This is a genomic window from Rhizobium sp. FKL33 (assembly GCF_005222915.1).
Classification (GTDB): Bacteria; Pseudomonadota; Alphaproteobacteria; order Rhizobiales; family Rhizobiaceae; genus Rhizobium_E.
Window position 1 is genome coordinate 34605 of sequence record NZ_STFX01000009.1, and the last position, 23559, is coordinate 58163.

The 23559-nt window shown below is 63.9% G+C and carries 14 protein-coding genes and 1 tRNA gene; 8 read left to right on the forward strand and 7 right to left on the reverse strand.

Annotated features, from left to right (window positions below; all coding sequences use genetic code 11):
- Positions 1-264: 264 nt before the first annotated feature.
- Positions 265-2286, reverse strand: a complete 2022-nt coding sequence (gene pbpC / locus E8Q41_RS06310) for a penicillin-binding protein 1C (protein ID WP_137154912.1) — start codon at positions 2284-2286, stop codon at positions 265-267.
- Between the two features lie 66 nt (positions 2287-2352).
- The gene (locus E8Q41_RS06315) at positions 2353-7737 is read right to left on the reverse strand and encodes an alpha-2-macroglobulin family protein (RefSeq protein ID WP_137154913.1); all 5385 of its coding nucleotides are present in this window, start codon (positions 7735-7737) and stop codon (positions 2353-2355) included.
- 430 nt (positions 7738-8167) lie between these two features.
- Here E8Q41_RS06315 and E8Q41_RS06320 point away from each other — a divergent pair, with 430 nt between their 5' ends.
- Positions 8168-9094 carry a hexose kinase gene (locus E8Q41_RS06320; protein WP_137154674.1) on the forward strand — a complete coding sequence of 309 codons (927 nt, stop codon included), beginning with the start codon at positions 8168-8170 and terminating at the stop codon, positions 9092-9094.
- 166 nt (positions 9095-9260) lie between these two features.
- Here E8Q41_RS06320 and E8Q41_RS06325 read toward each other — a convergent pair.
- Positions 9261-9335 (reverse strand) — tRNA-Val (locus tag E8Q41_RS06325).
- Positions 9336-9420: 85 nt separating this feature from the next.
- Positions 9421-9786, reverse strand: coding sequence for a response regulator CpdR1 (gene cpdR1 / locus E8Q41_RS06330; RefSeq protein ID WP_137154675.1), 366 nt, complete (start codon positions 9784-9786; stop codon positions 9421-9423).
- A gap of 242 nt (positions 9787-10028) precedes the next feature.
- On the opposite strand from cpdR1, the gene E8Q41_RS06335 reads away from it, so the two are divergent.
- Entirely contained in the window at positions 10029-10913 is an 885-nt protein-coding gene (locus E8Q41_RS06335; protein ID WP_137154676.1) for an N-formylglutamate amidohydrolase, read from the forward strand.
- 282 nt (positions 10914-11195) lie between these two features.
- Positions 11196-11969: a histidinol-phosphatase gene (gene hisN, locus E8Q41_RS06340; protein WP_137154677.1), complete on the forward strand. Its 774-nt coding sequence runs from the start codon at positions 11196-11198 to the stop codon at positions 11967-11969.
- A 5-nt stretch (positions 11970-11974) separates the two neighbouring features.
- Here the strand turns inward: hisN and E8Q41_RS06345 are convergent, their stop codons facing one another.
- Positions 11975-12940, reverse strand: coding sequence for an alpha/beta hydrolase (locus E8Q41_RS06345; protein ID WP_137154678.1), 966 nt, complete (start codon positions 12938-12940; stop codon positions 11975-11977).
- Positions 12941-13330: 390 nt separating this feature from the next.
- Here E8Q41_RS06345 and E8Q41_RS06350 point away from each other — a divergent pair, with 390 nt between their 5' ends.
- Positions 13331-13801, forward strand: coding sequence for an Hsp20 family protein (locus E8Q41_RS06350; protein ID WP_137154679.1), 471 nt, complete (start codon positions 13331-13333; stop codon positions 13799-13801).
- An 87-nt stretch (positions 13802-13888) separates the two neighbouring features.
- Here the strand turns inward: E8Q41_RS06350 and E8Q41_RS06355 are convergent, their stop codons facing one another.
- Entirely contained in the window at positions 13889-14944 is a 1056-nt protein-coding gene (locus E8Q41_RS06355; protein WP_137154680.1) for a low specificity L-threonine aldolase, read from the reverse strand.
- A gap of 424 nt (positions 14945-15368) precedes the next feature.
- On the opposite strand from E8Q41_RS06355, the gene gltB reads away from it, so the two are divergent.
- Genes gltB through E8Q41_RS06375 form a run of 4 tightly spaced genes read left to right on the forward strand, consistent with a single transcriptional unit; the run spans position 15369 to position 22317 of the window.
- A complete protein-coding gene (gltB, locus tag E8Q41_RS06360; RefSeq protein ID WP_137154681.1) occupies positions 15369-20093 on the forward strand; it encodes a glutamate synthase large subunit in 4725 nt (1574 codons plus the stop codon).
- A gap of 59 nt (positions 20094-20152) precedes the next feature.
- A complete protein-coding gene (locus E8Q41_RS06365) occupies positions 20153-20428 on the forward strand; it encodes an AbrB/MazE/SpoVT family DNA-binding domain-containing protein (RefSeq protein ID WP_170976382.1) in 276 nt (91 codons plus the stop codon).
- Positions 20425-20823, forward strand: coding sequence for a type II toxin-antitoxin system VapC family toxin (locus tag E8Q41_RS06370; protein WP_137154683.1), 399 nt, complete (start codon positions 20425-20427; stop codon positions 20821-20823). The genes E8Q41_RS06365 and E8Q41_RS06370 overlap by 4 nt, the downstream gene beginning before the upstream one ends.
- Before the next feature lie 39 nt (positions 20824-20862).
- Positions 20863-22317, forward strand: a complete 1455-nt coding sequence (locus E8Q41_RS06375) for a glutamate synthase subunit beta (RefSeq protein WP_137154684.1) — start codon at positions 20863-20865, stop codon at positions 22315-22317.
- Between the two features lie 36 nt (positions 22318-22353).
- Here E8Q41_RS06375 and E8Q41_RS06380 read toward each other — a convergent pair whose 3' ends face one another.
- Entirely contained in the window at positions 22354-23535 is a 1182-nt protein-coding gene (locus E8Q41_RS06380; RefSeq protein ID WP_137154685.1) for a DUF459 domain-containing protein, read from the reverse strand.
- Between the last annotated feature and the right edge of the window lie 24 nt (positions 23536-23559).

The following is a 23559-nucleotide window of genomic DNA, read 5'->3' on the forward strand; positions in this document are numbered from 1 at the left end:
ATGGACGTGAAAGCGTCCCCCAGGGTGGCGTCTCGCAAGGGACGTTACAGTAAGGCCCGCTTTAGAGGCGGATTACCCGCAGGCTCGATCTGCGGCGACGAGCGTCAAGTTCGAGGCACAAACCGCCGAATGCGGGGCGCGATGAGCGTCATATTAAACTAATTTAACGAGGCGTTCTTCGCGCCCCGGCCGAGCCCTCATGGGCGAAGCGAGAGAATTACGGACAACTCCGGGCGGGAGCACGCGGCGGAGAGATTTGGCGCGTCAACGCACGAAGACGCGCACCGTCGAGGCGCGGCCCACAGCGTCGATCACCGTCAGCGTCGAATAGCCGGCCCCATCGGGGCGCCATTCGTAATTGCGCTTGCGGCTGGAGCCGTCCATCGGCCGGCCATTGGCGAGCCAGCGGAAGGGCGGGCGGCCGCCTTGCAGCTTGAGCTGCAGCGGCATGGCGCCGTCGCCGCCGAGCGCCAGGTCGACTTCCGCGCCCTCGGGCGGATAGACGATTTTGGGCGCCGGCTCGCGGGCCGAGAAGGAGACGAGGCCATTGCCGGTCAGCGCGAAGCGCTTGAGGCTCGCGGGCAATTCGGCCTCGCTCAGCCGGAAGGCGCCGGCCGGGGCCGGCGGCAGCGCGGTCTGGGCGAGTTTGGCCTTGGCGAAGGCCTCGAAGAGAATGGGGGCGGCGGTCTGGAAGCCTGAAATGCCGGGAATGGCGGCGTTGTCGGCGCGGCCCACCCAGACGCCGAGCACATATTTGCCGTCATAGCCGACGGTCCAGGCGTCGCGATAGCCATAGGAGGTGCCGGTCTTATAGGCGAGGCCGCGCGGAATGGCGCCGAGCGGCGGCCGCATGCCCGAGAGCACGTCCGACACCTGCCAGGCGGCGATCGGGTCCATGATCGGTTCGGCCTCGATCACGCCCGGCTCGTCGCGGACGCCGTCGCCGAGCCGCACCGGAAAGCCGCGATTGGCGAGGGCGGCATAGAGCTGGACGAGATCGCGCAGGCTGACACCCGCGCCGCCAAGCGCAATCGCCAGCCCCGGCGCTTCGCCCTGCGGCAGCTTAGGATTGACGCCGGCGCGACGGAAGCGGCTGGTCAGCCGGGGCGGGCCGACCGCTTCGAGAAGCTTCACGGCGGGCACGTTGAGGCTCATCTGCAGCGCCTGGCGGATGGTCACGTCGCCCTGATAGCTCATGTCGAAATTCTTCGGCCGGTAACCGAAGAAATCGGCGGGCCGGTCCTCGATGATCGTCTGCTGGGCGATCATGCCCTGCTCGAAGGCGAGGCCATAGATGAACGGCTTCAGCGTCGAGCCCGGCGAGCGCAGTGTCCGGGTCATGTCGATCCAGCCGGAGCGGGCGCCTTCGAAATAGTCGGCCGAGCCGACTTCGGCGAGGATGGCGCCGGTGCGGCTTTCGGCCAGCAGAAGCGCCACCGAGATCTTCGGCCCCAGCCGCTCGGCGGCGTCGCGGGCCACGATTTCCAGCGCCGCCTGCGCGTCGCGCTTCAGCGTCGTCTGGTGGCTGAGCGCGCGGGGATCCTTGCGGATGGCGACTTCGGCGAGATGGGCGGCGTAAGCCGGCAATTGCCGACGCTTGTTCGGAACTGGCGCCAGCCGGGCGCGGCCGGCTTCGCCTTCGCCGATCACGGCGGCGACGGCGAGCCGGGTCAGCACCCGTTCGCGGGCCGCTTCGGCATTGGCGGGAAAGCGGTCGGGGCGCCGGCGCTCCGGCAATTGCGGCAGCGCGACGAGAAGGGCGGATTGCGCCACCGTCAGCCGTTTCGGCTCCTTGCCGAAATAAGCGAGGCTTGCGGCGCGCACGCCTTCGAGATTGCCGCCGAAAGGCGCGAGGTTGAGATAGAGATCGAGGATCTCGGTCTTGCTCAGTCGCTTCTCGATCTGGGCGGCGCGGGCGATCTGGATCAGCTTGGCGGCGATCGAGCGGTCCTTGCGCGGCTCGATCAGCCGGGCGACCTGCATCGACAGGGTCGAGCCGCCCGAGACGATGCGGCCATGGGCGGCCAGCTGGCCGGCGGCGCGGCCGAGCGCCCAGAGGTCGACGCCGCGATGTTTTTCGAACCGCTGGTCCTCATAGGCCACCAGCATGCGAAGATAATGCGGATCAACATCGGCCGCTGTCACCGGCAGCCGCCATTTGCCGCCGCTGGTGGTGAATGCGCGCAGCAATTGGCCGTCGCGGTCGAGCACCTGGCGGGAACGCTCCATCGCCGCCTCGAGCGGCGGAGGAAAAGCCCGGTCGGCCTCGGCGAGCCCGTAGGCCATCCCGGCTGACAGGGCAGCCTGGATGGCGACGAGCGCGCCGAAGAGTTTTGCCGTCCGGGACAAGGCTCAGTCCTTCGCAACCTGCATCCGGCCCGCGGCGGTGCGGGCGGAAAGCTGCGGACGATACATGTCCTCCACCGTCGCCGCCGGGTGGTCATAGACGCCCGGATTGGTGGCGCGGACGACATAGGCGAGCGTGAACTCGTTGCTGTCGCCCGGGGCATGGTCGAGCGCGGCCAGGAAGCGGTCGTAGCGGAATTCGAGATGAGCGGCCTGGGTCTCGGGCAGCCAGTCGAAATTGGAAAGCGAGGCGGAATTGACGAGACCGGGGTTGTCGATCTCGAAACCGGCCGGCAGCATGTCGGAGACCATGATGCGGCTCGTCCAGTCATTGGCCTGCTTCACCGTGAGCACCACGACATAGCGCTCGTTCTGCTTGACCTCGCTCGGATTGGCCTCCTCGCCCTCCAGCGTGTAATAGGCGCGGGAGATCTCGAAGCCGTCGCCGCCCGCCGGCAGCGGCTCCTTGGGCGAGGCGACGGTGGTGATCATCGCCGTCACCGGCTCATTGGCCTCGTTGCGCAGCGTGATCGGCTCTGCGGTCACCGCGTCGCCGGTCAGCCGGTCGCGCCAGCCGCCGGTCTTCAAGGCGCCGTTGACGCTGACGCGGATCGACTGGTCCTGATCCTTGAGCGCACGGGCCGCCAGCACCATCCAGGATTCCTCCTGGGTGGAGGTGTAGCGGGTCTGGCCCCATTCGCGGCCGACAAGATCGGTCATGGCCGGGACGATGGCGCTTTGCGGCCGGCTTTCGGCTGCGAGCGCCAGAATGGCGGCGCTGTCGCGGAGGTTGGAGCCATAGTCGGAGCGGGCCCAGTTGACGGTGGTCAGCCCCGCCGAGAGATTGGCGACTTCGGCGAAGATCCGCTCGGAGCGCTGGTGATCGCCATAGAGCGCGAGCGCTGCGGCGATATGGGCCTTGGCGAGCTGGGTCGGGAACTGATCCAGCATCGTATCAGCGTAATAGCGCAGATCGCTGATCGCGGCCTTGCGGTTGCGGGCCAGCACATAGAGCGCATAGGCCATCTCGTTGCCGCGGTCGGCGACATTGGTGTCATAGGCCAGCTGGTTTTCGAGATTGTCGAGCGCGGTGGCCAGCGCCTGTTCCGGCACGTCGAATTTCTGTTCGCGGGCCCGGGTCAGGAAGTCGGTCATATAGGAATCGAGCCAGAAATCGCCGGAGCCGGGCGACCACAGGCCGAAGCTGCCCGAGGACGACTGGTAGGACAGAACGCGCTGGATGGCGTCCTGCACCCGCTTCTTGACCTCGCCGTCGTCGGCGATGCCGGCGGCGGAGGAGAGTTCGCTGAGATAGAGCAGCGGCAGCGCCCGGCTGGTGGTCTGCTCGGCGCAGCCATAGGGGTAGCGGTCAAGCGTCATCAGCAGCGAGGCGATGTCGAAACTCGGGTTGCGGGTCAGGTTCACCGAGACGGAGGCGCCCTGCATGATCGAATTGGCGAGCAACTGGTCGTCGACCAGCAATTGCCGGCCGGGCTCGATCCGCACCATGCGCCGTTCGGTCATTGGCGGCGTCGAGGGTCGGACGGTGACGTCGAGGGACTGAGTGAAGCGTTCGCCATTGGGACCGGAAAGCGCGATCTCGATCTGGCCGGTTCCCGGCTCGCCGCCGGTGATCGGCAGCGTGACATCAGCCTTGCCGCCGGCCGCCAGCGTGATCGGCGCCCTGTTCGCCTTGGACAGGACGGAGACCAGCGCGCCGCCATTGACGTCGAGCGTATAATCGCCGGCTGGAGCATCGGTGTTGGCGATGTCGAGGCGCAGCTCGGCCTGGTCGCCGGGGGCGAGGAATTTCGGCATGGCGGCGGTCACCACGACGGGGTCGCGGATGATCACGTCGCGGCTGGCGTGACCGAGGCCGGTCTTGGTCCAGGCCACCGCCATCACACGGGCCGTGCCGTTGAACTGTGGAATGTCGAAGCTGACCTTGGCCTTGCCCTCGGCGTCTAGCGTCACGGGGCCGGCGAAGAAGGCGACCAGCTTTTCGGTCGGCGGCTTGCCCTGAAGGGCGGTTTCCGCGCCGTCGCCGCCGGTGCGCAAGCGTCCGGTCGCGCCGAGCGAACCGTCGATCAGCCGGCCATAGAGGTCGCGGATTTCGACGCCCAGTCGGCGCTGGCCGAAATACCAGTCTTCGGGGTTTGGCGGCTCGTAGCCGGTGAGATTGAGAATGCCGACGTCGACGGCGGCGACCGTGACATAGGCTTCCTCGCCGATACCGGCGCCCTGAACGGCGACGGAAATGTCGAGCGGCTGGCGCGGCAGCGTCTTTTCGGGGGCGTCGATGGTCATGGCGAGCTTGCGGTCGGCGGGGTCCACCGCCAGCCATTTGACGCCGATGGCGCGCATGGGCATACGGCTTTCGCTGCTATCGCCGGGGCGGAAGAGGGTGGCGGTCACATAGGCGCCGGCGCCCATCTCTGCGGTGACGGGAATGTCGATCTCGCCGCCATCCTTGCCGACCGTGGCGGTGAGCGAGGTCACCAGGCTCTCTGTGCCGACATTGACCAGCGCTTCGCCGGCAAAGCGCGAGGAGACGCGCAGCTTGGCGGTGTCGCCGATCTTGTAGTTCTCCTTGTCGAGCGCGATCTCGAGGCCGTCGGGCGTCTCGGTCGAACTCGCCGTCACGAACCAGCCGGCGTCGAACTCGACAGAGCTCGCGGGACCTTCGGCGGCGGCGCTTTCGATTTCGAGGCGATAGCGGCCCCAGGCCACGGGCACGCCGATCTCGCCGCCGTCGGCGGTCAGGTCGAGCGCGCCGTTGGCGACCTGCTTGGTGTTGGTCACCGGCTCATAACGCCAACCCGATCCGTCGCGATACCATTGATAATTGCGCTCGATCTGCACGAGCTTCCAGATCAGGCCGGTGGCAGCCTGCTTCTGGCCATCGCGGTCGAGCGAGATGACATGGAATTTGGCGAGCGAATTTTCCGGCACTTCGCCGTCAAATTCCGGCTTCACGCCGATCATCTCGTCGCCGGTCTTGACCGGCAGCGTCAGATTGCGCTCGACGGCGCGACCGCCGGCTTCGCGCATGCGAATGCTGATCTTGGCTTCGAGGAACTGGGTGGTCGAAGGCAGCGCGGGAAGATCGACGGGGATCGCCGCCTTGCCCTGTTCGTCGAGAATGGGCAGGCCTTCGAGGCTGTTGCGGCTTTCCTCGATCGCTTCCTCGTCTGCGAGGCCGAACTGGTATTTCGGGAAGGCTTCGCTGGTGCGGGTCGGCTTCAGCGAAATCTCGCCTTCGAGCTCCAGGCCGGCGCCGGGGGCGCCATAGAGATAGCGGCCGTCGATATCGACGGTGACGGGCTTGCCGGGCTCGATCGCCTTGTCGGCGGTGGTCATGTCGAATTCGATCCGGTCGGGCCTGAAATCCTCGACCAGGAAGGTCTGTTCGCGGATCGACGGCTGGCTAGGGTCGGTATGGACGCGGACCGTCCAGGCCCCGCGCATCGCGGTCTCCAGCATCGGCAGGTCGACGGCGTAGCCGCCGAGCGCGCCGCCGGTTTCGACCAGACGCCGGTCCTCGACGCCGTCAGGGCGGGTGACGATGAAGGTCAGCGGCAGTTTCTCGATCGCGTTGCCTTCGATGTCGCGGGCCAGCGAGGCGAGATGCACGGTTTCGCCGGCGCGGTAGATGCCGCGTTCGGTCCAGGTCAGCACATCGACGGCGCCGGGCGCGGTGCGGCCGGTGACGCCGCGGTCGGAAAGGTCGAAGCCGGCGCGGGTCATGTCGAGGAAGACATAGTCGCCGGCGCCGTTCTGGGCGGTGAGGATCGCCGGGGCCATGGCGGCCGAGCCGCGCATCAGTCCGGCGGAGAATACGGCTTGCCCCTGCGCGTCGGTGGTGGCGGTTCCCAGCACTTCATTGTTGCGGGCGAGCAGATTGAGGGTCACGCCGGCGAGCGGCTTGGCGGAGGCGAGCGAGCGGGCGAAGACATGCAGTCCGTCGGTTCCGGCATAGGTGGTGAGGCCGGTGTCGGAGACGACGAACCATTGGGTGGCCTTGCTGTCCCAATCATTGGTCTGCGCCTGGCTGGCGGTCGCGGTCAGCACATAGACGCCCGGCTTGCGCTCGGGGATCGCTTCGTCGACGGGGAAGGAGGTGACGACTTCCTTGTTGAGCTCGGGGGCGATGACGATGTCGCCGCTCCAGACCAACTGGCCCTGGTCGCTCTCGATCTGGGAGGCGCGATAGCCGTCGACCTGTGTCAGAAATTGCGAATTGTAGAGGATCGAGGCGATGTTGCGGTCGCCGATGCGGTAGAGCTTCAAATGGGCGCTGTCGGTGTTGATCGAGACGAGCGGAATGCCGCGGCGGGCGGTGGAGGGCAGCACGAAACTGTCGCCGGTGAAGCGGACGGTGGGCGCGCGGTCGCGGACATAGATGTCGAGATCGACCTGCTGGCGCAGAGCTTCTTCCACCGAGGACGGCAGGCCTTCGCGGAGCGCCAGCTTGTAGCGCTCGCCATGCTTGAGCCCGCCGACGCAGATTTCCGAGCCCTTGGCGTCGACCGATTTGGGTGCTGCGCCATTGAGGGTGACGAAGGACGTATAATCCGCGCCCGCCTTCACCAGCGGTTCGGAGAATTGCACGCAGGCGCGCGGATCGGCGCTGTCGGCGTCGATGGTGTTGCCGGTGACGCGGAAGCCGTAACGCTCGATATAGTCGTTCAGCGCCAGCTTGACGGCCGGGTCTTCGACGAGCGCGAGGCTCGCCTTCAGCGCATTGATGCCGTCGCGGAAAAGCTGATTGTTTTCATAGGCCTTGGCGAGCGCGGCGAGCGCCTGGGCGCGCTGGGTGCGCGTGCGGCTCAGCTGATAGGCGTTGACCGAGGCCGATAGGCCGTCGGCATTGACCGACCAGTCCTGATTGGAGCGGCCGGCGACCCCGGCCATTTCCAGCCAGAGGTCGATATTGCCGGGGTCCTGCACCAGCGCGCTCTTGAAGGTGGCCATGGCGTGGGGATAGACGCCGTTCGTCGCATCCTGGCGTGCAATGACGAGCAGCGCCTCGACGCTCAGGCCGGACTGTCCGTCGGCGGTGGCGAGCTGCTCCTTCTGGCGGGCGGCGTCATTCTCCTGCTGGGCGCTGATGAAGGGCAATTTCGGCGCGGCGCCGAGATCGGGTTCGCTTTCAACCTGGGTCACGACGACCTTGCCGGCGACCGCGCCCGGGAAGGCGTTCATCTTCTTGAAATCGGACTTCAGGAAGCACCATTGCGCCTTGGTGTTGTAGGTGAATGCCTTGCATTCGCCGTCGTCGATGCACACCTGCTTGCACTCGTCGAGCGAGACATTTTGCACCGTGCGCAGGTCGAAGCCGAAGTAATCGGCGTCCTTGACGGTGACCACCTCGCGCGTTTCCGCCGCCATGGACGGCGCAGGCGCAAACAGCAGCGATGAAAAGAGAAGGGACGTCCAGAGTAGCGCGCGGGTCACGGTCTATTCTCCCATCAACAGCCCTTGGCGGGCGCAAATCTTTCGAAGCGGTCAGGCGTGTCGAGCCGGAAGCGGGAAGAAGCGTGACGGGCCGGTGAGAATGTCGTGAGCATGCGCGCAGCGGCATGTCTTCGACCGGCAGATCGTCGTCGTCCCCCTCGTCGACAGTTTCCGATCTTTCGTAACACAAACGTCCGGCGGTTCTAATATATTCGCCGGCCCACCCAAAAATAATTCTTCTGAAACAGTTCTCTCGGTTGTCTTGACCAAAATCAAGGAAACAGATGTCCGCTGGCGGGCAGATTGGGCCGGCAGGGATTGTTGTTCGCTCTCTTTCTTCTCCAGGTCTCTTCAGGAGCTTTGAATGCGCATTTTCGCCATCGCCCTCAATCCCACCCTCGACGTTTCCAGCGACGCGGTTCGCGTCGTGCCGACGCATAAGGTTCGGACGCGGAACCAGCGGCTGCATCCCGGCGGAGGCGGCGTGAATGTCGCCCGCGTCGTGCTCGAGCTCGGCGGTACGCCCGAACTGATGATCCTGTCCGGCGGGGCGACCGGCGCGCTGCTCGAAGATGCGTTGGGACGTCTCGCGGTCCGTCTCGACATCGTCCATGTCAAAAGCCCGACCCGCATCGCCACCATGGTGCGCGAGGAGGAGACCGGGCTCGAATATCGCTTCGTGCCCGAAGGCGATCCGATTACGGAACGCGAAGCGTTGTCGGCCTTGCAAAGGCTTGAAACGGTCTCCGACGGCTTCATCGTGGCGAGCGGCAGCCTGCCGCCCGGCGCGCCGGTCGACACCTATGCGCGCATGGCCGCGATCGCCCGCAAGAACAACAGCCGGTTCGTGCTCGACACGTCGGGTCCCGCGCTTGCCGCAGGTCTTTCCGGCGAGTCGGTGTTTTTCGTCAAGCCGAGTCTCAGCGAGATGGAGACGCTGATCGGCGCCAAACTGGAAAAAGCCGACGCCGAGGCCGCGGCTCTCGAACTCGTGGGCAAAGGCCGGGCCCGTTATGTGGCGGTGACGCTCGGGGCAGACGGCGCGATCCTGGCGGGACCCGAGGGCGCGGTCCGACTTGCCAGTCCCAAGGTCGAGGTGCGTTCTGCGGTCGGATCAGGCGATTCCTTCGTCGGCGCCTTCGTCTGGGCGCTGTCGAAAAACAGGGAGGCGGCGGAGGCGTTTCGCTGGGCGATCGCCGCAGGCGCGGCCACCGCCATGACCTCGGGCACGGATTTATGCCGACGCGCCGACATCGAATCACTGATGGAGCGAATCACGCCGATGCGGTGATTCGGTTCGTCTCGGATTGATCGGCGCAGGAGAGATTGGTGGAGCACAGTGAAACGCCTGAAAACCTGGAAGTGCTGATGCTCAGGGGCTTGGCTTTTTCGAACATGAACCCAGAAACGGAGAAGCCCGCACGAGGCAGGCTTCTCAACGTTTTCAGTAATAAGGATGGTGGGCGTGACAAGGATCGAACTTGTGACCCCTACGATGTCAACGTAGTGCTCTCCCGCTGAGCTACACGCCCATCCGATGTCGGCGCATAGACCACAGAACCCTTTGGTGGTCAATAGCTTTTTTTCGGGTCCTGTGAATTCTTTGCGCCGCGACCCTCAGGCGGCCATCAGCATCTTGTTGACCTCGTCGACGAGGTCACGGAGGTGGAAGGGCTTGGACAGGACCTTGGCGTCCTTGGGGGCGTTGGAGTCCGGATTGAGCGCCACGGCGGCGAAACCGGTGATGAACATGACCTTCAGATCGGGGTCGAGTTCGGTGGCGCGGCGCGCCAATTCGATGCCGTCCATTTCCGGCATGACGATGTCGGTCAGCAGCAGGGAGAAGGGTTCTTCCCGGAGACGATCATAGGCGCTGGCGCCGTTGTCATAGGAGATCACCTTGTATCCGGCTTTCTCCAGCGCCTTCACCAGAAAACGGCGCATGTCGTTGTCGTCTTCGGCGAGAAGGATTTTCTGGCTCATATTTTTGTGTACCCGTTGTCACTCAACTCGAACGCTTTTGTACCCGGACTCTAGGGGCGCCGGAGTAAAAATCCCGTGAATGTTTCGCGTTTCACCGGCCTTTGTCAAATCGGTGCGACAAGCCTGTGGATGACGCGAATTTGCTTTGCTATCGACGGCCTGACGGCGCTGCGGCTGGACTTGTCCCGCGGGCGCTGGCAACATGACAGAAAGATGATTTGGGTCGAGGGCCGATTTTTCGCATGGTATGGGATTTTCGGGAGGGAGAATTATTCGAGATCCGGGAGCCTGACGACCATCAGATTCCGCTCGTTCTGAATTCTCCTCACAGCGGCCGCATCTATCCCCGCGCTTTTGTAGAGGGATCGCGCCTGGATTACCTGAGCCTGCGCCGCTCGGAGGATCATTTCGTCGACGAATTGTTTTCGGGCGGCATATCGCTCGGCGCGCCGATGCTGAAGGCGCATTTTCCCCGCGCCTATGTCGATGTGAACCGCGAGCCCTATGAGCTCGATCCTCGCATGTTCGACGGACCCCTGCCGCCTTACGCCAATACGGCGTCTGTGCGCGTCGCCGGGGGACTGGGCACCGTGCCGAAGATCGTCGCCGAGAATATGGAAATCTACGGCCGCAAGCTGCCCGTGGACATGGCGCTCGAACGTGTCGAGCATATCTACAAGCCCTATCACGCCGCGCTACGCCGCCTGATCGCGCGAACGCATGCCCGTTTCGGCCGCGCCATTCTCATCGATTGCCATTCGATGCCGGGCAATATTCGCATCACCGGCAGCGGCATGCGACCCGATGTGATCATCGGCGATCGCTACGGCACCTCCGCCTCGTCGGACCTGTCGCGTCTGGCGCTGAAACTGCTCGAGGATCTCGGCTTTGCCGCAGTGCGGAACAAACCCTATGCCGGCGGCTTCATTACCGAACATTACGGCCGGCCGGCGCGCGGTCTGCATGCTCTGCAGATCGAAATCAACCGCTCACTTTACATAGATGAGACGACGCTTGAGAAGCGTCCCGACTTCGCCAAAGTGGCTGGCGCCATGCGGCAATTTCTCGAAAATCTGGCGACTGAAGTCAGCGTTCCCCAGGTTTCCACCGCATACGCGGCGGAGTGACATCGTTTCATCACATGCAGGGCTCAAAAAAAACCGCGCTGTGAGCGCGGTCAAGTCTAGGGAGGAAACACCCAAGGAGGGCATTTACAGCCGGTAAGGACTGTAAGAAAAAGATAACTGCTGCAGCGCAAAAAAGTCAACAGAAATGATGAACGAAAAATGACATAATTTGCATTAGCGGAAATTTTCTTGCCTCGGAAATCGAGGCGCTTGATTTTTCAACCCTTTGTCGCGCACATGCCCGCGCAGGAATTTCCAAGAGCTTCCCGACAGGAGAGAGTGATGACGCCCGATCGCGCCTTTTTCGACCGACTCGCCGACGCAGCGCGAGCGGAAACCCTGCCGCGATTCCGGTCCGGACTGTCGGTGGTGGACAAGGGCGGGCAGCATTACGATCCGGTCACCGAAGGCGACCAGGCGGCTGAAGCGGCGATCCGCTCCCTGATTGAAGCGGAGTTCCCGGATCATGGCATTTTGGGCGAGGAGCACGGCTCCGTGGGCCTCGATCGCGACTATGTCTGGGTGATCGACCCGATCGACGGCACGCGCGCGTTCATTTCGGGTGTTCCCGTCTGGGGCACGCTGGTCGGCCTTTATCACAAGGGCCGCGCCGTGATGGGCCTGATCGACCAGCCCTTCACCGGCGAGCGCTATTTCGCCGATGGCGAGAAATCCATCTATCGCGGCCCGGACGGCGAGCGGGTGATCCGCACCAGCGGCTGCGCCCGCGTTGAGGACGCCAAGCTGTTCACCACCTCGCCGCATCTGTTCGAAGGCCGCGACGAGACCGTCTATCGGGCGATCGAGAAGAAGGCGCGGCTCTTCCGTTACGGCGTCGATTGCTACGCCTACGCCCTGCTGGCCTCGGGCCATGTCGATCTCGTCGTCGAGTGCTCGCTGAAGCCCTATGACGTCGGCGGCATCATCCCTGTCGTCGAACAGGCCGGCGGCGTGATGACCGACTGGCAGGGCGGCCGTCCGGAAATGGGCGGCTATATCGTGGCGGCGGCGACCGAAGCGCTGCATCGCGAGGCGCTGGAGATGCTGAACGCCTGAGGCGTTCACTCCCCCGAATAGATCAGCGGATCGGAATCCGAGCCGGGTATGAAAGCCTTGATGGCGGCGAGCGTCTGGTCGCGGAAAATGTCGCGTTCCTGCAGCAATTCATGTTCGGCGCCGGCGATGGTGATCAGTTTGCCGGCCCGGAAGCGTTGGGACAGCGCCTCGAAATAGGGATAGGGCACGATCTTGTCCGCGCTCGGCGCAATCACCAGCGTCGGGATCTCGATGCGGTGGAGATGGTCCATGCGGCTGACCGTTTCGATGGCGCGGATCATCGAGGCGATCCAGCTTGCCGTCGGCGGCCCGATGAAGAGGTCGGGATGCGCGCGCTGGATTCCGCGGTTGCGGCGAAAGCGGATAATGTCGGACGTTAGGGGATTTCCCTCGAACGGGCGCTCCAGCACATCCTTCGAAAATTGCACAGCGCCGAGCCCGGTCAAGTGGCTGGCATTGGCGAGAAGCTTCAACAGGCCATTGGGAATGCCGATGCCGGCGGACCCCACAAACGGTGCGCAGAGCGCCATGCGGTCGATGCGATTGGACAGCCAGGGCGCGGCTCTCAGCGCCACGAGCGCGCCCATGGAATGCGCGACAATGAAGAAGGGCATCTTGGCGTCGGGGAGCACGACCTTCTCGATGAAGGCGTCGAGATCGCGTTCGAGATCTCCGAAACGGCGCAGATGCCCCTTGCGGGCTTGCTGATGCAGCCGGGGCGAGCCGCCCTGACCGCGCCAGTCGAAGGTGGCGACCCAGAGGCCGGCCTCAGTGAGATCGCGGATCGTCTCGTAATATTTCTCGATCGCTTCGTTGCGGCCATGCAGAAGGATCACCGTTCCGGCGGCGGGCGACTGGGCGGCGCGGAAGATCGCATAGCGGAGCTTCGCGCCGTCGAAACTGTCGAAGAAGCCTGCGACGTGATTGTCGGGCGGAAGATTGTCTGGCGTGGCGCGGAGTATTGAGGGCATGGCGTCCGGATATGCGATTTTAGAGGAAGGCTAGCACGATTCGCCCGCCTCCTGCGGCAAACAAAAAAGCCGGAGACCGCTGGATGGGGACAGGTGCGGCTCCGGCTGAAAGTTGACCGGCGCGAAAGGGACGTTATCGCTCCGGTCACGGGAGGGGCGCTCCCATGCGGCTGTTTCTACGGCGTCGGCTGTGAATGCTCGCCGAACTCGCCGTTCATTCTTCATTCATATTCTTCAACCGCTGGTCCGGGTCTTGAAAGCGGCAAAATTCTCTCCCACCTAAGCTCTGCGGGACGCCGATGACGGGTCCCTGAACCGGGCGCGCGGGGCCGAAGAACGGACCGGGCGTCTGAGATTAAAATCGCAAACGTTGCTCTCAAGGAGGACACCATGCGTCACTTCGATTTCTCCCCGCTCTATCGCTCCACCGTCGGCTTCGACCGCGTCTTCACGATGCTCGACAGTCTGTCTCAGCCCGAGCAGCCGACTTACCCGCCCTATAATATCGAGAAGACCGGCGAAAACGCCTATCGCATCTCGATGGCGGTGGCCGGCTTCGACGAGAGCGAATTGTCGATCGAACTCAATCAGCATCTTCTCTCGGTGAAGGGCGAAAAGTCCGACGACAAGCCCGAAGGCTCCGAACTCCTTTATCGCGGCATCGCCAAGCGCGCCTTTGAGCGCCGCTTCCAGCTGGCCGATCATGTGGAGGTGCGCGCCGCGCATCTGAAGAACGGCCTTCTGCATATCGATCTCGTGCGCGAGATTCCGGAAGCCATGAAGCCGCGCCGCATCGAGATCGCCGCGCCAAGCGCCGCCGAAGCGCCGAAGGCGATTGAAGCCCAGGTGATCAACGGCTGAGCTTTGGCTGCACATAGGTGAGGCGCATCAACGCGCCTGGCATTCAGGCCCCGCCGCGATCATCGCGGCGGGGCATTTCATTGCCGATCAGAGCAGCGCGCCGATGGCCGCGACATCCTCTTCCCGCGTGGCGAAGCTGGGAATGAAGCGACGGATCTTTTCATCGGCGGCGAGTTGGCCTTCCATTCCGCGCGGCGTTTCCCAATCATAGAAGCGAGCGCCGGCCTGGCGCAGCGCCTCGGCCTTGTCGTCGGTCATGATCAGGAAGATCTGGTTGCCCTGAGTCGGCCAAGCGATTCGCGTTTGTGCGGACATTTGGGCGGCTTCGGTCAGTTTTCTGGCCATGGCGTTGGCGTGCCGGGCGAGTTCTATCCACAGGCCGTCCTTGAGCCAGGCTTCGAACTGGGCGGCGACGAAGGCGGATTTCGAAAAGAGGTTCGCGCCGCGTTTGCGCAGCCGGGGCATGGCGCGGGCGTCCTCTGGATTGAAGAAGATCACGGCTTCGGCGCACCAGCAGCCATTCTTGGTGCCGCCGAGCGACAGGATGTCGACCCCCGCCTTCCAGGTCATCTCGGCCGGGGTGCAGCCCAGCGCGGCCACCGCATTGGAAAAGCGCGCGCCATCCATATGGGTTTTCAGGCCCGCCTCCCTGGCGATGGCGCTCAAGGCGCTGATTTCGTCGAGGCTGTAGACGGTGCCGGCCTCGGTGGCCTGGGTGAGGGAAAGCGCGGTCTTTTCACCCACATGCACGTCGTCGTCCGGAAACAGCGCCATGGCCCGGCGCAGCGAATCCGGATCGATCTTGCCATGCGCGCCCGGGGCGCTCGCCACCGGAACCAGCTTGCCGCCACCGGTTTGAAGCTCGACGGCTCCGCCTTCGTGGTGAATGACATGGGCCTCGCTGTGACAAAACATCACGCTTGCGGGGCGGGCGACGGAAGCCAGCGCCAGCGAATTGGCCGCCGTGCCGGTTGCGACGAAAAACACCGCGACGTCGCGTTCGAACAGTTCCGACAGCGCCGCAGCCGCCCGCTCATCGACATCGCTCGCACCATAGGGCGCATGATAAGCGCTGGCGGCTGTGGATAGACTGGCGACCACGGTGGGATGCGCCCCGGCCCAGTTGTCAGAAGCGAAAATCAAGAAAATCACCTTTTGCGTTTGTTCGGATTTGTTGAGTTGCGGAGTTGAGTGTGACGAATTTGATTTTGCAAGAGGCGTATGCCTAAAATCGAACCAATTTTCGGGGCTCGCCCCTTGCGGTGAATACGCCTTTCTGCCATAGGATAAGAGAATTAGGACAGTCATGCTGTCCTATTTTGCTGCATGGATCCTGAAGGCCCGTCACACGGTCTTTAAAGAAGCGGTCCAGCCTCCTGATCCGCCGGGGAAAGCGGGCAGGGGCAGAAGCCGGCAGCTGCGTGGACGCGGGGTCGAACTGGCCCGGGAATTGCAGCTTGTACAGGAAAATGCGAAGACATTCATCGTTCGCGAGCGGCGCCGTCATGTGCGCCTTTCGCGAGTTCACGCGGGCGCCGGGACGGCCCCCATGGCAGGAGGAAATAAGATGACGGACCATACGCCATCGCATGCATTCGGACAGTTCACCGGTCTTTCGGCTGATACTGCGCTGAAAACACCCTCTCACGCTGTGGGTCTGCCGAAAAAACAGGGCCTTTACGATCCGCGTAACGAGCACGACGCCTGCGGCGTGGGCTTCACCTGTCATCTCAAGGGCGTCAAGTCGCACCAGATCGTGCGCGACGGCCTGTTCATGCTCGAAAACCTGACGCATCGCGGCGCAGTGGGCGCGGATCCCCTGATGGGCGACGGCGCGGGCATTCTCGTGCAGATCCCGGACCGCTTCTTCCGCGAGGACATGGCCGCTCAGGGCGTCACTCTGCCGCCCGCCGGCCAGTATGCCGTCGGCTTCCTGTTCATGCCGCAGGACGCTGAAGTCCGCGAGCACATCAAGGGCGTCATCAACGAGGTGGTCGCCGCCGAGGGCCAGGCGCTGATCGGCTATCGCGAAGTGCCGGTCGACAATTCCTCGCTCTCCAAGGCCCCGGCGATCGCCGCCACCGAACCCTTTCATCTGCAGGTGTTCATCGGCGCCGGCGACGGCGTGGCCGACAACGCCGAATTCGAACGCCGCCTGTTCACGCTGCGCAAGGTGATCTCCAACCGCATCTATGCCGAGACCAAGGGCGAGGACAACGGTTTCTACATCGTGTCCCTGTCGACGACGACCGTGGTCTATAAGGGCATGTTCCTGGCCTATCAGGTCGGCGCCTATTACAAGGACCTCGCCGATCCGCGCTTCGAATCGGCGGTCGCGCTCGTTCACCAGCGCTTCTCGACCAACACCTTCCCGTCCTGGAAGCTCGCGCATCCCTATCGCATGGTCGCTCACAACGGCGAAATCAACACGCTGCGCGGCAATGTGAACTGGATGGCGGCGCGCCAGGCGTCGGTGTCTTCGCCGCTCTATGGCGACGACATCTCCAAGCTCTGGCCGATCTCCTACGAGGGGCAGTCAGACACCGCCTGCTTCGACAACGCGCTCGAATTCCTCGTGCGCGGCGGCTATTCGCTCGCGCATGCCGTGATGATGCTGATCCCGGAAGCCTGGGCAGGCAACCAGTTGATGAGCCCCGAGCGCAAGGCTTTCTACGAGTATCACGCCGCTCTCATGGAGCCGTGGGACGGCCCAGCCGCAGTCGCCTTCACCGACGGCCGCCAGATCGGCGCGACGCTCGACCGCAACGGTCTGCGTCCGGCCCGCTATGTCGTCACCTCCGATGACCGGGTGATCATGGCGTCGGAAGCCGGCGTGCTGCCCGTCGACGAAGAGCTGATCGTCAAGAAGTGGCGCCTGCAGCCGGGTAAGATGCTCTTGATCGACATGGAGCAGGGCCGCATCATTTCCGACGAGGATGTGAAGGCGGGCATCGCCGGCGCGCATCCCTACAAGGACTGGCTCGACCGCAGCCAGCTGATCCTCGAAGATCTCGATCCGGTCGAGCCGCGCGCGCTGCGCCGCGACGTGTCGCTGCTCGATCGCCAGCAGGCCTTCGGCTATACGATCGAAGACACCAAGCTCCTGATGTCGCCGATGGCGACCACCGGCCAGGAAGCCGTGGGCTCGATGGGCACGGACACGCCGATCTCGGCCATGTCCGACAAGGCCAAGCTGCTCTACACCTATTTCAAGCAGAACTTCGCCCAGGTCACCAACCCGCCGATCGACCCGATCCGCGAAGAGCTGGTGATGAGCCTGGTGTCGTTCATCGGTCCGCGCCCCAACATTCTCGATCACGCCGGCGCTTCGCGCGCCAAGCGGCTGGAAGTACGCCAGCCGATCCTGACCAACGCCGATCTCGAAAAGATCCGCTCGATCGGCCATACCGAGGATCGTTTCGACACCAAGACGCTCGACTTCACCTATGATGTCGATCTCGGCGCCGAAGCTATGCCGGACATGCTCGAGCGCCTTTGCGAGCGGGCCGAAACGGCGGTCAAGAGTGGCTACAACATCATCGTGCTGTCGGACCGTCAGGTCGGTCCCGATCGCGTGGCGATCCCGGCGCTGCTGGCGACTGCGGCCGTGCACAACCATCTGATCCGCAAGGGCCTGCGCACCTCGGTGGGCATCGTGGTGGAATCGGGCGAGCCGCGCGAAGTGCATCACTTCTGCTGCCTTGCGGGCTATGGCGCCGAAGCCATCAACCCCTATCTCGCCTTCGACACGCTGATCGACATGCACAAGCGCGGCGAATTCCCCAAGGAAGTCTCCGAGGACGAAGTCGTCTATCGCTATATCAAGGCCGTGGGTAAGGGCATCCTCAAGGTCATGTCCAAGATGGGCATTTCGACCTACCAGTCCTATTGCGGCGCGCAGATCTTCGACGCGGTCGGTCTTGCCTCGGATTTCGTCGAAAAGTTCTTCTTCGGCACCGCCACCACCATCGAAGGCGTCGGCCTCAAGGAAGTGGCGCGCGAAACCTTCAACCGCCATTTGTCCGCCTTCGGCCGCGATCCCGTTCTCGCCGCCTCGCTCGATGTCGGCGGCGAATACGCCTATCGCATGCGCGGCGAAAGCCATGCCTGGACGCCCGACGTGGTGGCCGAGCTTCAGCACGCCGTTCGCGGCAACGCCGAAGACCGCTATCAGGAATTCGCCCGCCTCGTGAACGAATCCTCGGTGCGGATGAACGCCATTCGTGGATTGTTCTCGATCAAGTCTGCGGCGGAACTCGGCCGCCAGCCGATCGACATTTCCGAAGTGGAGCCGGCGACCGACATCGTCAAGCGCTTCGCCACCGGCGCTATGTCCTTCGGCTCGATCAGCCGCGAGGCGCATACGACGCTGGCGATCGCCATGAACAAGATCGGCGGCAAGTCCAACACCGGCGAGGGCGGCGAGGAAGCCGAGCGCTATCTGCGCAAGGCCGACGGCACGCTGCCGCTCGAGCGCTCGGCGATCAAGCAGATCGCCTCGGGCCGCTTCGGGGTGACGACGGAATATCTCGTCAACGCCGACATGCTGCAGATCAAGGTCGCTCAGGGCGCCAAGCCCGGCGAAGGCGGTCAGCTGCCCGGCCACAAGGTCGACGCCACCATCGCCAAGACCCGCCACTCGACGCCGGGCGTCGGCCTGATCTCGCCGCCGCCGCATCACGACATCTACTCGATCGAAGATCTGGCGCAGCTGATCTACGACCTGAAGAACGTCAACCCGACCTCCGACATCTCGGTCAAGCTGGTGTCGGAAGTGGGCGTGGGCACTGTTGCGGCCGGCGTCGCCAAGGCGCGCGCCGACCATATCACCGTCTCCGGCTATGACGGCGGCACGGGCGCTTCTCCGCTCACCTCGCTCAAGCATGCCGGCAGCCCCTGGGAAATCGGCTTGGCCGAGACTCAGCAGACGCTGGTGCTGAACGGGCTCCGCTCGCGCGTGGCGCTGCAGGTCGACGGCGGCCTCAAGACAGGTCGCGACGTGATCATCGGCGCGCTACTCGGCGCCGACGAATTCGGCTTCTCGACCGCGCCGCTGATTGCCGCCGGCTGCATCATGATGCGCAAGTGCCATCTCAACACCTGTCCGGTGGGCGTCGCCACCCAGGATCCGGTGCTGCGCAAGCGTTTCAAGGGCGCGCCCGAGCATGTGATCAACTACTTCTTCTTCATCGCCAACGATGTTCGCCAGATCCTGGCCTCGATGGGCTTCCGCAGCCTCAGCGAGATCATCGGCCATAGCGAATATCTGACCAAGGACGCTGCGATCAGCCATTGGAAGGCCGAGGGTCTCGACTTCTCCAAGATCTTCCACAAGGTCGAAGCGTCCGAAGAAGAGACGCGCTGGACCTCGCGTCAGAAGCATCCGATCGACGACATTCTCGACCGCAAGCTGATCGAGGCGGCGAAGCCTGCGCTCGAAAGCCGCCAGCCGGTGGTGATCGAAACCGAAATCAAGAATGTCGACCGTTCGGCCGGCGCCATGCTTTCGGGCGAAGTCGCAAAGCGCTACGGTCACAAGGGCCTCAAGGACGACACGATCGTGGTCAAGCTCAAGGGCACGGCCGGTCAGAGCTTCGGCGCCTTCCTCGCCCGCGGCGTGACCTTCGAGCTCGAAGGCGATGGCAACGACTATGTCGGCAAGGGCTTGTCGGGCGGCCGCATCATCGTCAAGCCGCCGCACAATTCGAAGATCGTGGCCGAGGATTCCATCATCGTCGGCAACACCGTGATGTATGGCGCGATCTCGGGCGAAAGCTATTTCCGCGGCGTGGCCGGCGAGCGTTTCGCCGTCCGCAACTCGGGCGCCATCGCCGTCGTCGAAGGCGTGGGCGATCACGGCTGCGAGTATATGACCGGCGGCGTGGTCGTGGTCATCGGCGAGACCGGCCGCAACTTCGCGGCCGGCATGTCCGGCGGCGTGGCCTATGTGCTCGACGAGAGCGGCGATTTCGCTCGTCGTTGCAACATGGCCATGGTCGAATTGCAGCCGGTGCCGGAAGAGGACGAACTGCTCGAAAAGCTGCATCACCACGGCGGCGACATCGCGCACAAGGGTATGGTCGACGTCTCCGGCGACATGACGCGGCATGACGAGGAGCGGCTGTTCCAGCTGATTTCCAACCATGCGCATTACACCGGCTCGACCCGCGCCAAGGCCATCCTCGACAACTGGGCCGACTACCGTCCGAAATTCCGCAAGGTGATGCCGGTCGAATATCGCCGGGCGCTCGAGGACATGGAACGCATGCAGACGCAGGAGGCCGCGGAGTAAGTTGGCGGCCGACCATGGCCGTGATATGACATTGGCATATGACGGCTATGGAGGCTGCGATGAACGAGCATGCATCGCCCAAAAGTGCAGAAGGTGAAATCGAACTCAGCGTCTTCACCAATGGACGAAGCCGCGCGGTTCGCATTCCGAAGGAGTTCGAGTTTCCGGGAAAGAAGGTCATCATGATCAAGCAACCGGACGGGTCCCTTTTGCTGCGCACGGCGGAGACTGCAGGTCTGATCGATTATCTCAAGACAGCGGAACCATGGCTGGGCGGAGATTTTCTGGACCGCGACGACGAGGAGATTGCGCCGCTGGATGAGGTGGAGCTCTGATGAAATACATGCTGGACACGAACGCCATCTCGTCCATCGTTTCCAATCCGCAAGGGCCGGTGTTGACGAGGATGATGGAGGTGGGCGAGGCGAACGTGTTCACGAGCATCTTCGTACATGCGGAAGTCTGGTACGGGGTGAAGAAGAAGGGATCGGCGGAACTTGCAGCCAAGGTTCGTCGTGTCACCGAAAAGCTTTACGTCGCTCCCTTCCAGATGCCGGGAGACGCTCGATACGCCGATGTCCGGCTCGCCCTTCGCCAGGGGCAAAACATCGGGCCGAACGATCTCTGGATCGCGGCGCATGCGCTGGCGCTGGATGCGGTTCTGGTGACGGACAATGACAGAGAATTTTCCCGGGTGCCGGGATTGAAACTAGAGAATTGGGTCAGGTAACAAGCCGGAGAACGGCGAGAAGAGGGCAGGCAAGGGACGATGGGCAAGGTAACGGGTTTTCTCGAGATCGACAGACAGGTCGGCAAGTATCAGCCGGCTTCGGATCGCATTCGCCATTTCCGCGAATTCACCATTCCGATGTCGGATCAGGAAGTGGAGAAACAGGCCGCCCGCTGCATGGATTGCGGCATTCCCTTCTGCCATGGTCCGACCGGCTGTCCGGTGCATAACCAGATTCCCGACTGGAACGATCTTGTGTTCAACAACAAGTGGGAAGAGGCGATCCGCAACCTCCATTCCACCAACAACTTTCCGGAATTCACCGGCCGCGTCTGCCCCGCGCCTTGCGAGGAAGCCTGCACGCTGAACCTCGAAGACGCGCCGGTGGCGATCAAGACGGTGGAACAGGCGATCGCCGACAAGGCCTATGAAATGGGCTTCATCGTGCCGAAGCCCGCCACCACCAAGACCAACAAGAGCGTGGCGATCATCGGCTCCGGCCCCGCCGGCATGGCCGCGGCGCAGCAGCTCGCGCGCGCCGGACATGACGTGACCGTCTACGAGCGCGAATCCAAGCCCGGCGGCCTGCTGCGCTACGGCATTCCCGACTTCAAGATGGAAAAGAACTTCATCGATCGCCGCGTCGAGCAGATGAAGGGCGAGGGCGTCACCTTCCAGTGCGGCGTCAATGTCGGCGTCGACGTGAAGGTCGAGGACCTGCTCGCCAAATATGACGCCGTGCTCTATTGCGGCGGCTCGGAAACGCCGCGCGACGCCGGCATTCCGGGCGTCGATCTGCACGGCGTGCATGATGCGATGCCCTATCTCGTGCAGCAGAACCGCCGCGTCGGTCGCGAAAACATCGACAGCGTCGGCTGGCCGTCGGCGCCGATCCTGGCCGGCGGCAAGCATGTCGTGGTCGTCGGCGGCGGCGACACGGCGTCGGACTGCGTCGGCACCGCGTTCCGTCAGGGTGCGGTGAAGGTGTCCCAGCTCGACATTCGCCCCATGCCGCCCGAAAAGGAAGACAAGCTCGCGGTCTGGCCCTATTGGGCGACCAAGATGCGCACCTCCTCCTCGCAGGCCGAAGGCGCGATCCGCGAATTCCAGGTCGCGACGCTGGAATTTGTCGGCGAAGACGGTGTGCTGACCGGCGTGAAGTGCTGCCAGGTCGACGAACGCCGCAAGCCGGTCCCCGGCACGGAATTCGTGATCAAGGCCGATCTCGCTTTCATCGCCATCGGTTTCCGCGGACCGTTCATGGGCGGCGTCATCGCCGAACTCGGCGACAAGCTGACGCTGAACACCGACCGTCGCGGCTCGACCAATGTCGTGGCCGACGACAAGGACTACCGGACCTCGGTCGACAAGTTCTGGACGGCGGGCGACGTGCGCCGCGGCCAGTCGCTGGTGGTCTGGGCGATCCGCGAAGGCCGTCAGGCGGCTCGCGCCATCGACGAAGCGCTGATGGGCGCGACCACGCTGCCGCGCTGATCCGCCGAAGACATTCGAGATCCCCGAGCCCGCAGGTCAGCCTGCGGGCTTCGTGTTTTCAGGCCAGCGGAAATCGTCGACGCGACCGGCCGGGGCCGGCGCGGTCTCGCCCTTTTCGATCAGCAGATCGCGCGGGGTCTTGCCGGCTGTCTGAGGCATAAGAGTCTGGTCGAGAAGCTCTTTCGAGCCGTCGAGGTCGGGATCCGACAGGCTGATCGGCGGCAGGGCGGTCATTTCGTGGAGTTCGTCTTTCGGCGCGGCGTCGAGCGGCAGGCCGGTGGCGTCGAGGCGGACGAGGTCGGAGACGGCGTCGCCGCCCAGCAGCCGTGCGATATCTTTTTCGAGATAGAAGGCCATCTTGCGTTTGCCGGCCTTGGTAAGGCTCACGCCGTCCGAGCCGCGCAGGCGGACCGGCTGGCCGTTGATGTCGGAACCGGTGGCGATGAACTTGCCGCTCTCGTCGGCGAAACCATCCCATATGTCGATGAACGTTCCCCCCACGGACTCCATTCGGGTCCGATAGATATTGTTGAGCGTTGCGGCGTCGGCGCTCAAGGACGGCGACTGGAAAGCGGGTAGCCCGGTCCAGATGAACGGTATTTTGGCGCGGGTCGCGGTCTCGGCGAGTTCGTCGACGCGGCGTTGATACTCGCGGTCCCAGGCCTCGGACCGGAACTTTTCCGAGACATTGCCCATATCGATTTCCTGGCGATCGTTCGACCCCAGCATGATGACGATCAGCGACGGCTTATGCTTGTCGATCTTCTGGACGAGCGTCTTTGGCCAGTCGAGATGGTCGTTGCGAACCAGGCCGGATGCGCCGTCGGTCTCCTTGACGACGCTGATCGTCGGATCCTGGACGAAAGCGGCGGCGAGGCCGTCAGCGAGGCCGGACGCCATGAAATCGCCGATCACCATGATCTTGCGCGCATCGACCTTCTTGGCGAGTTGCGCCGCGGGCGCGGCCTTGACGGATTGCACGTCGCGTTTTTTGGCGGTGCTGCGGCGCGGGCGCGCCCGCTGTGGGCGTTCGATTTCCCGCTGGCGCACCTGAGGGCGACCGAGAATGACGTCGAGGATCGAGCGCCGCTGGCGGAACTCCTGCGCCTGGGCGACGGACATCGCGAAATCGCAGAAGGGGAGAAGGAGCGCGAGAAGCAGAACGATCAGTCGCCGGGCGCCCGACAGTCTGGATTGAGAGTGGCTGCGATCGGCCATCGGCGTCTCCCTTGCCGGCAGGAA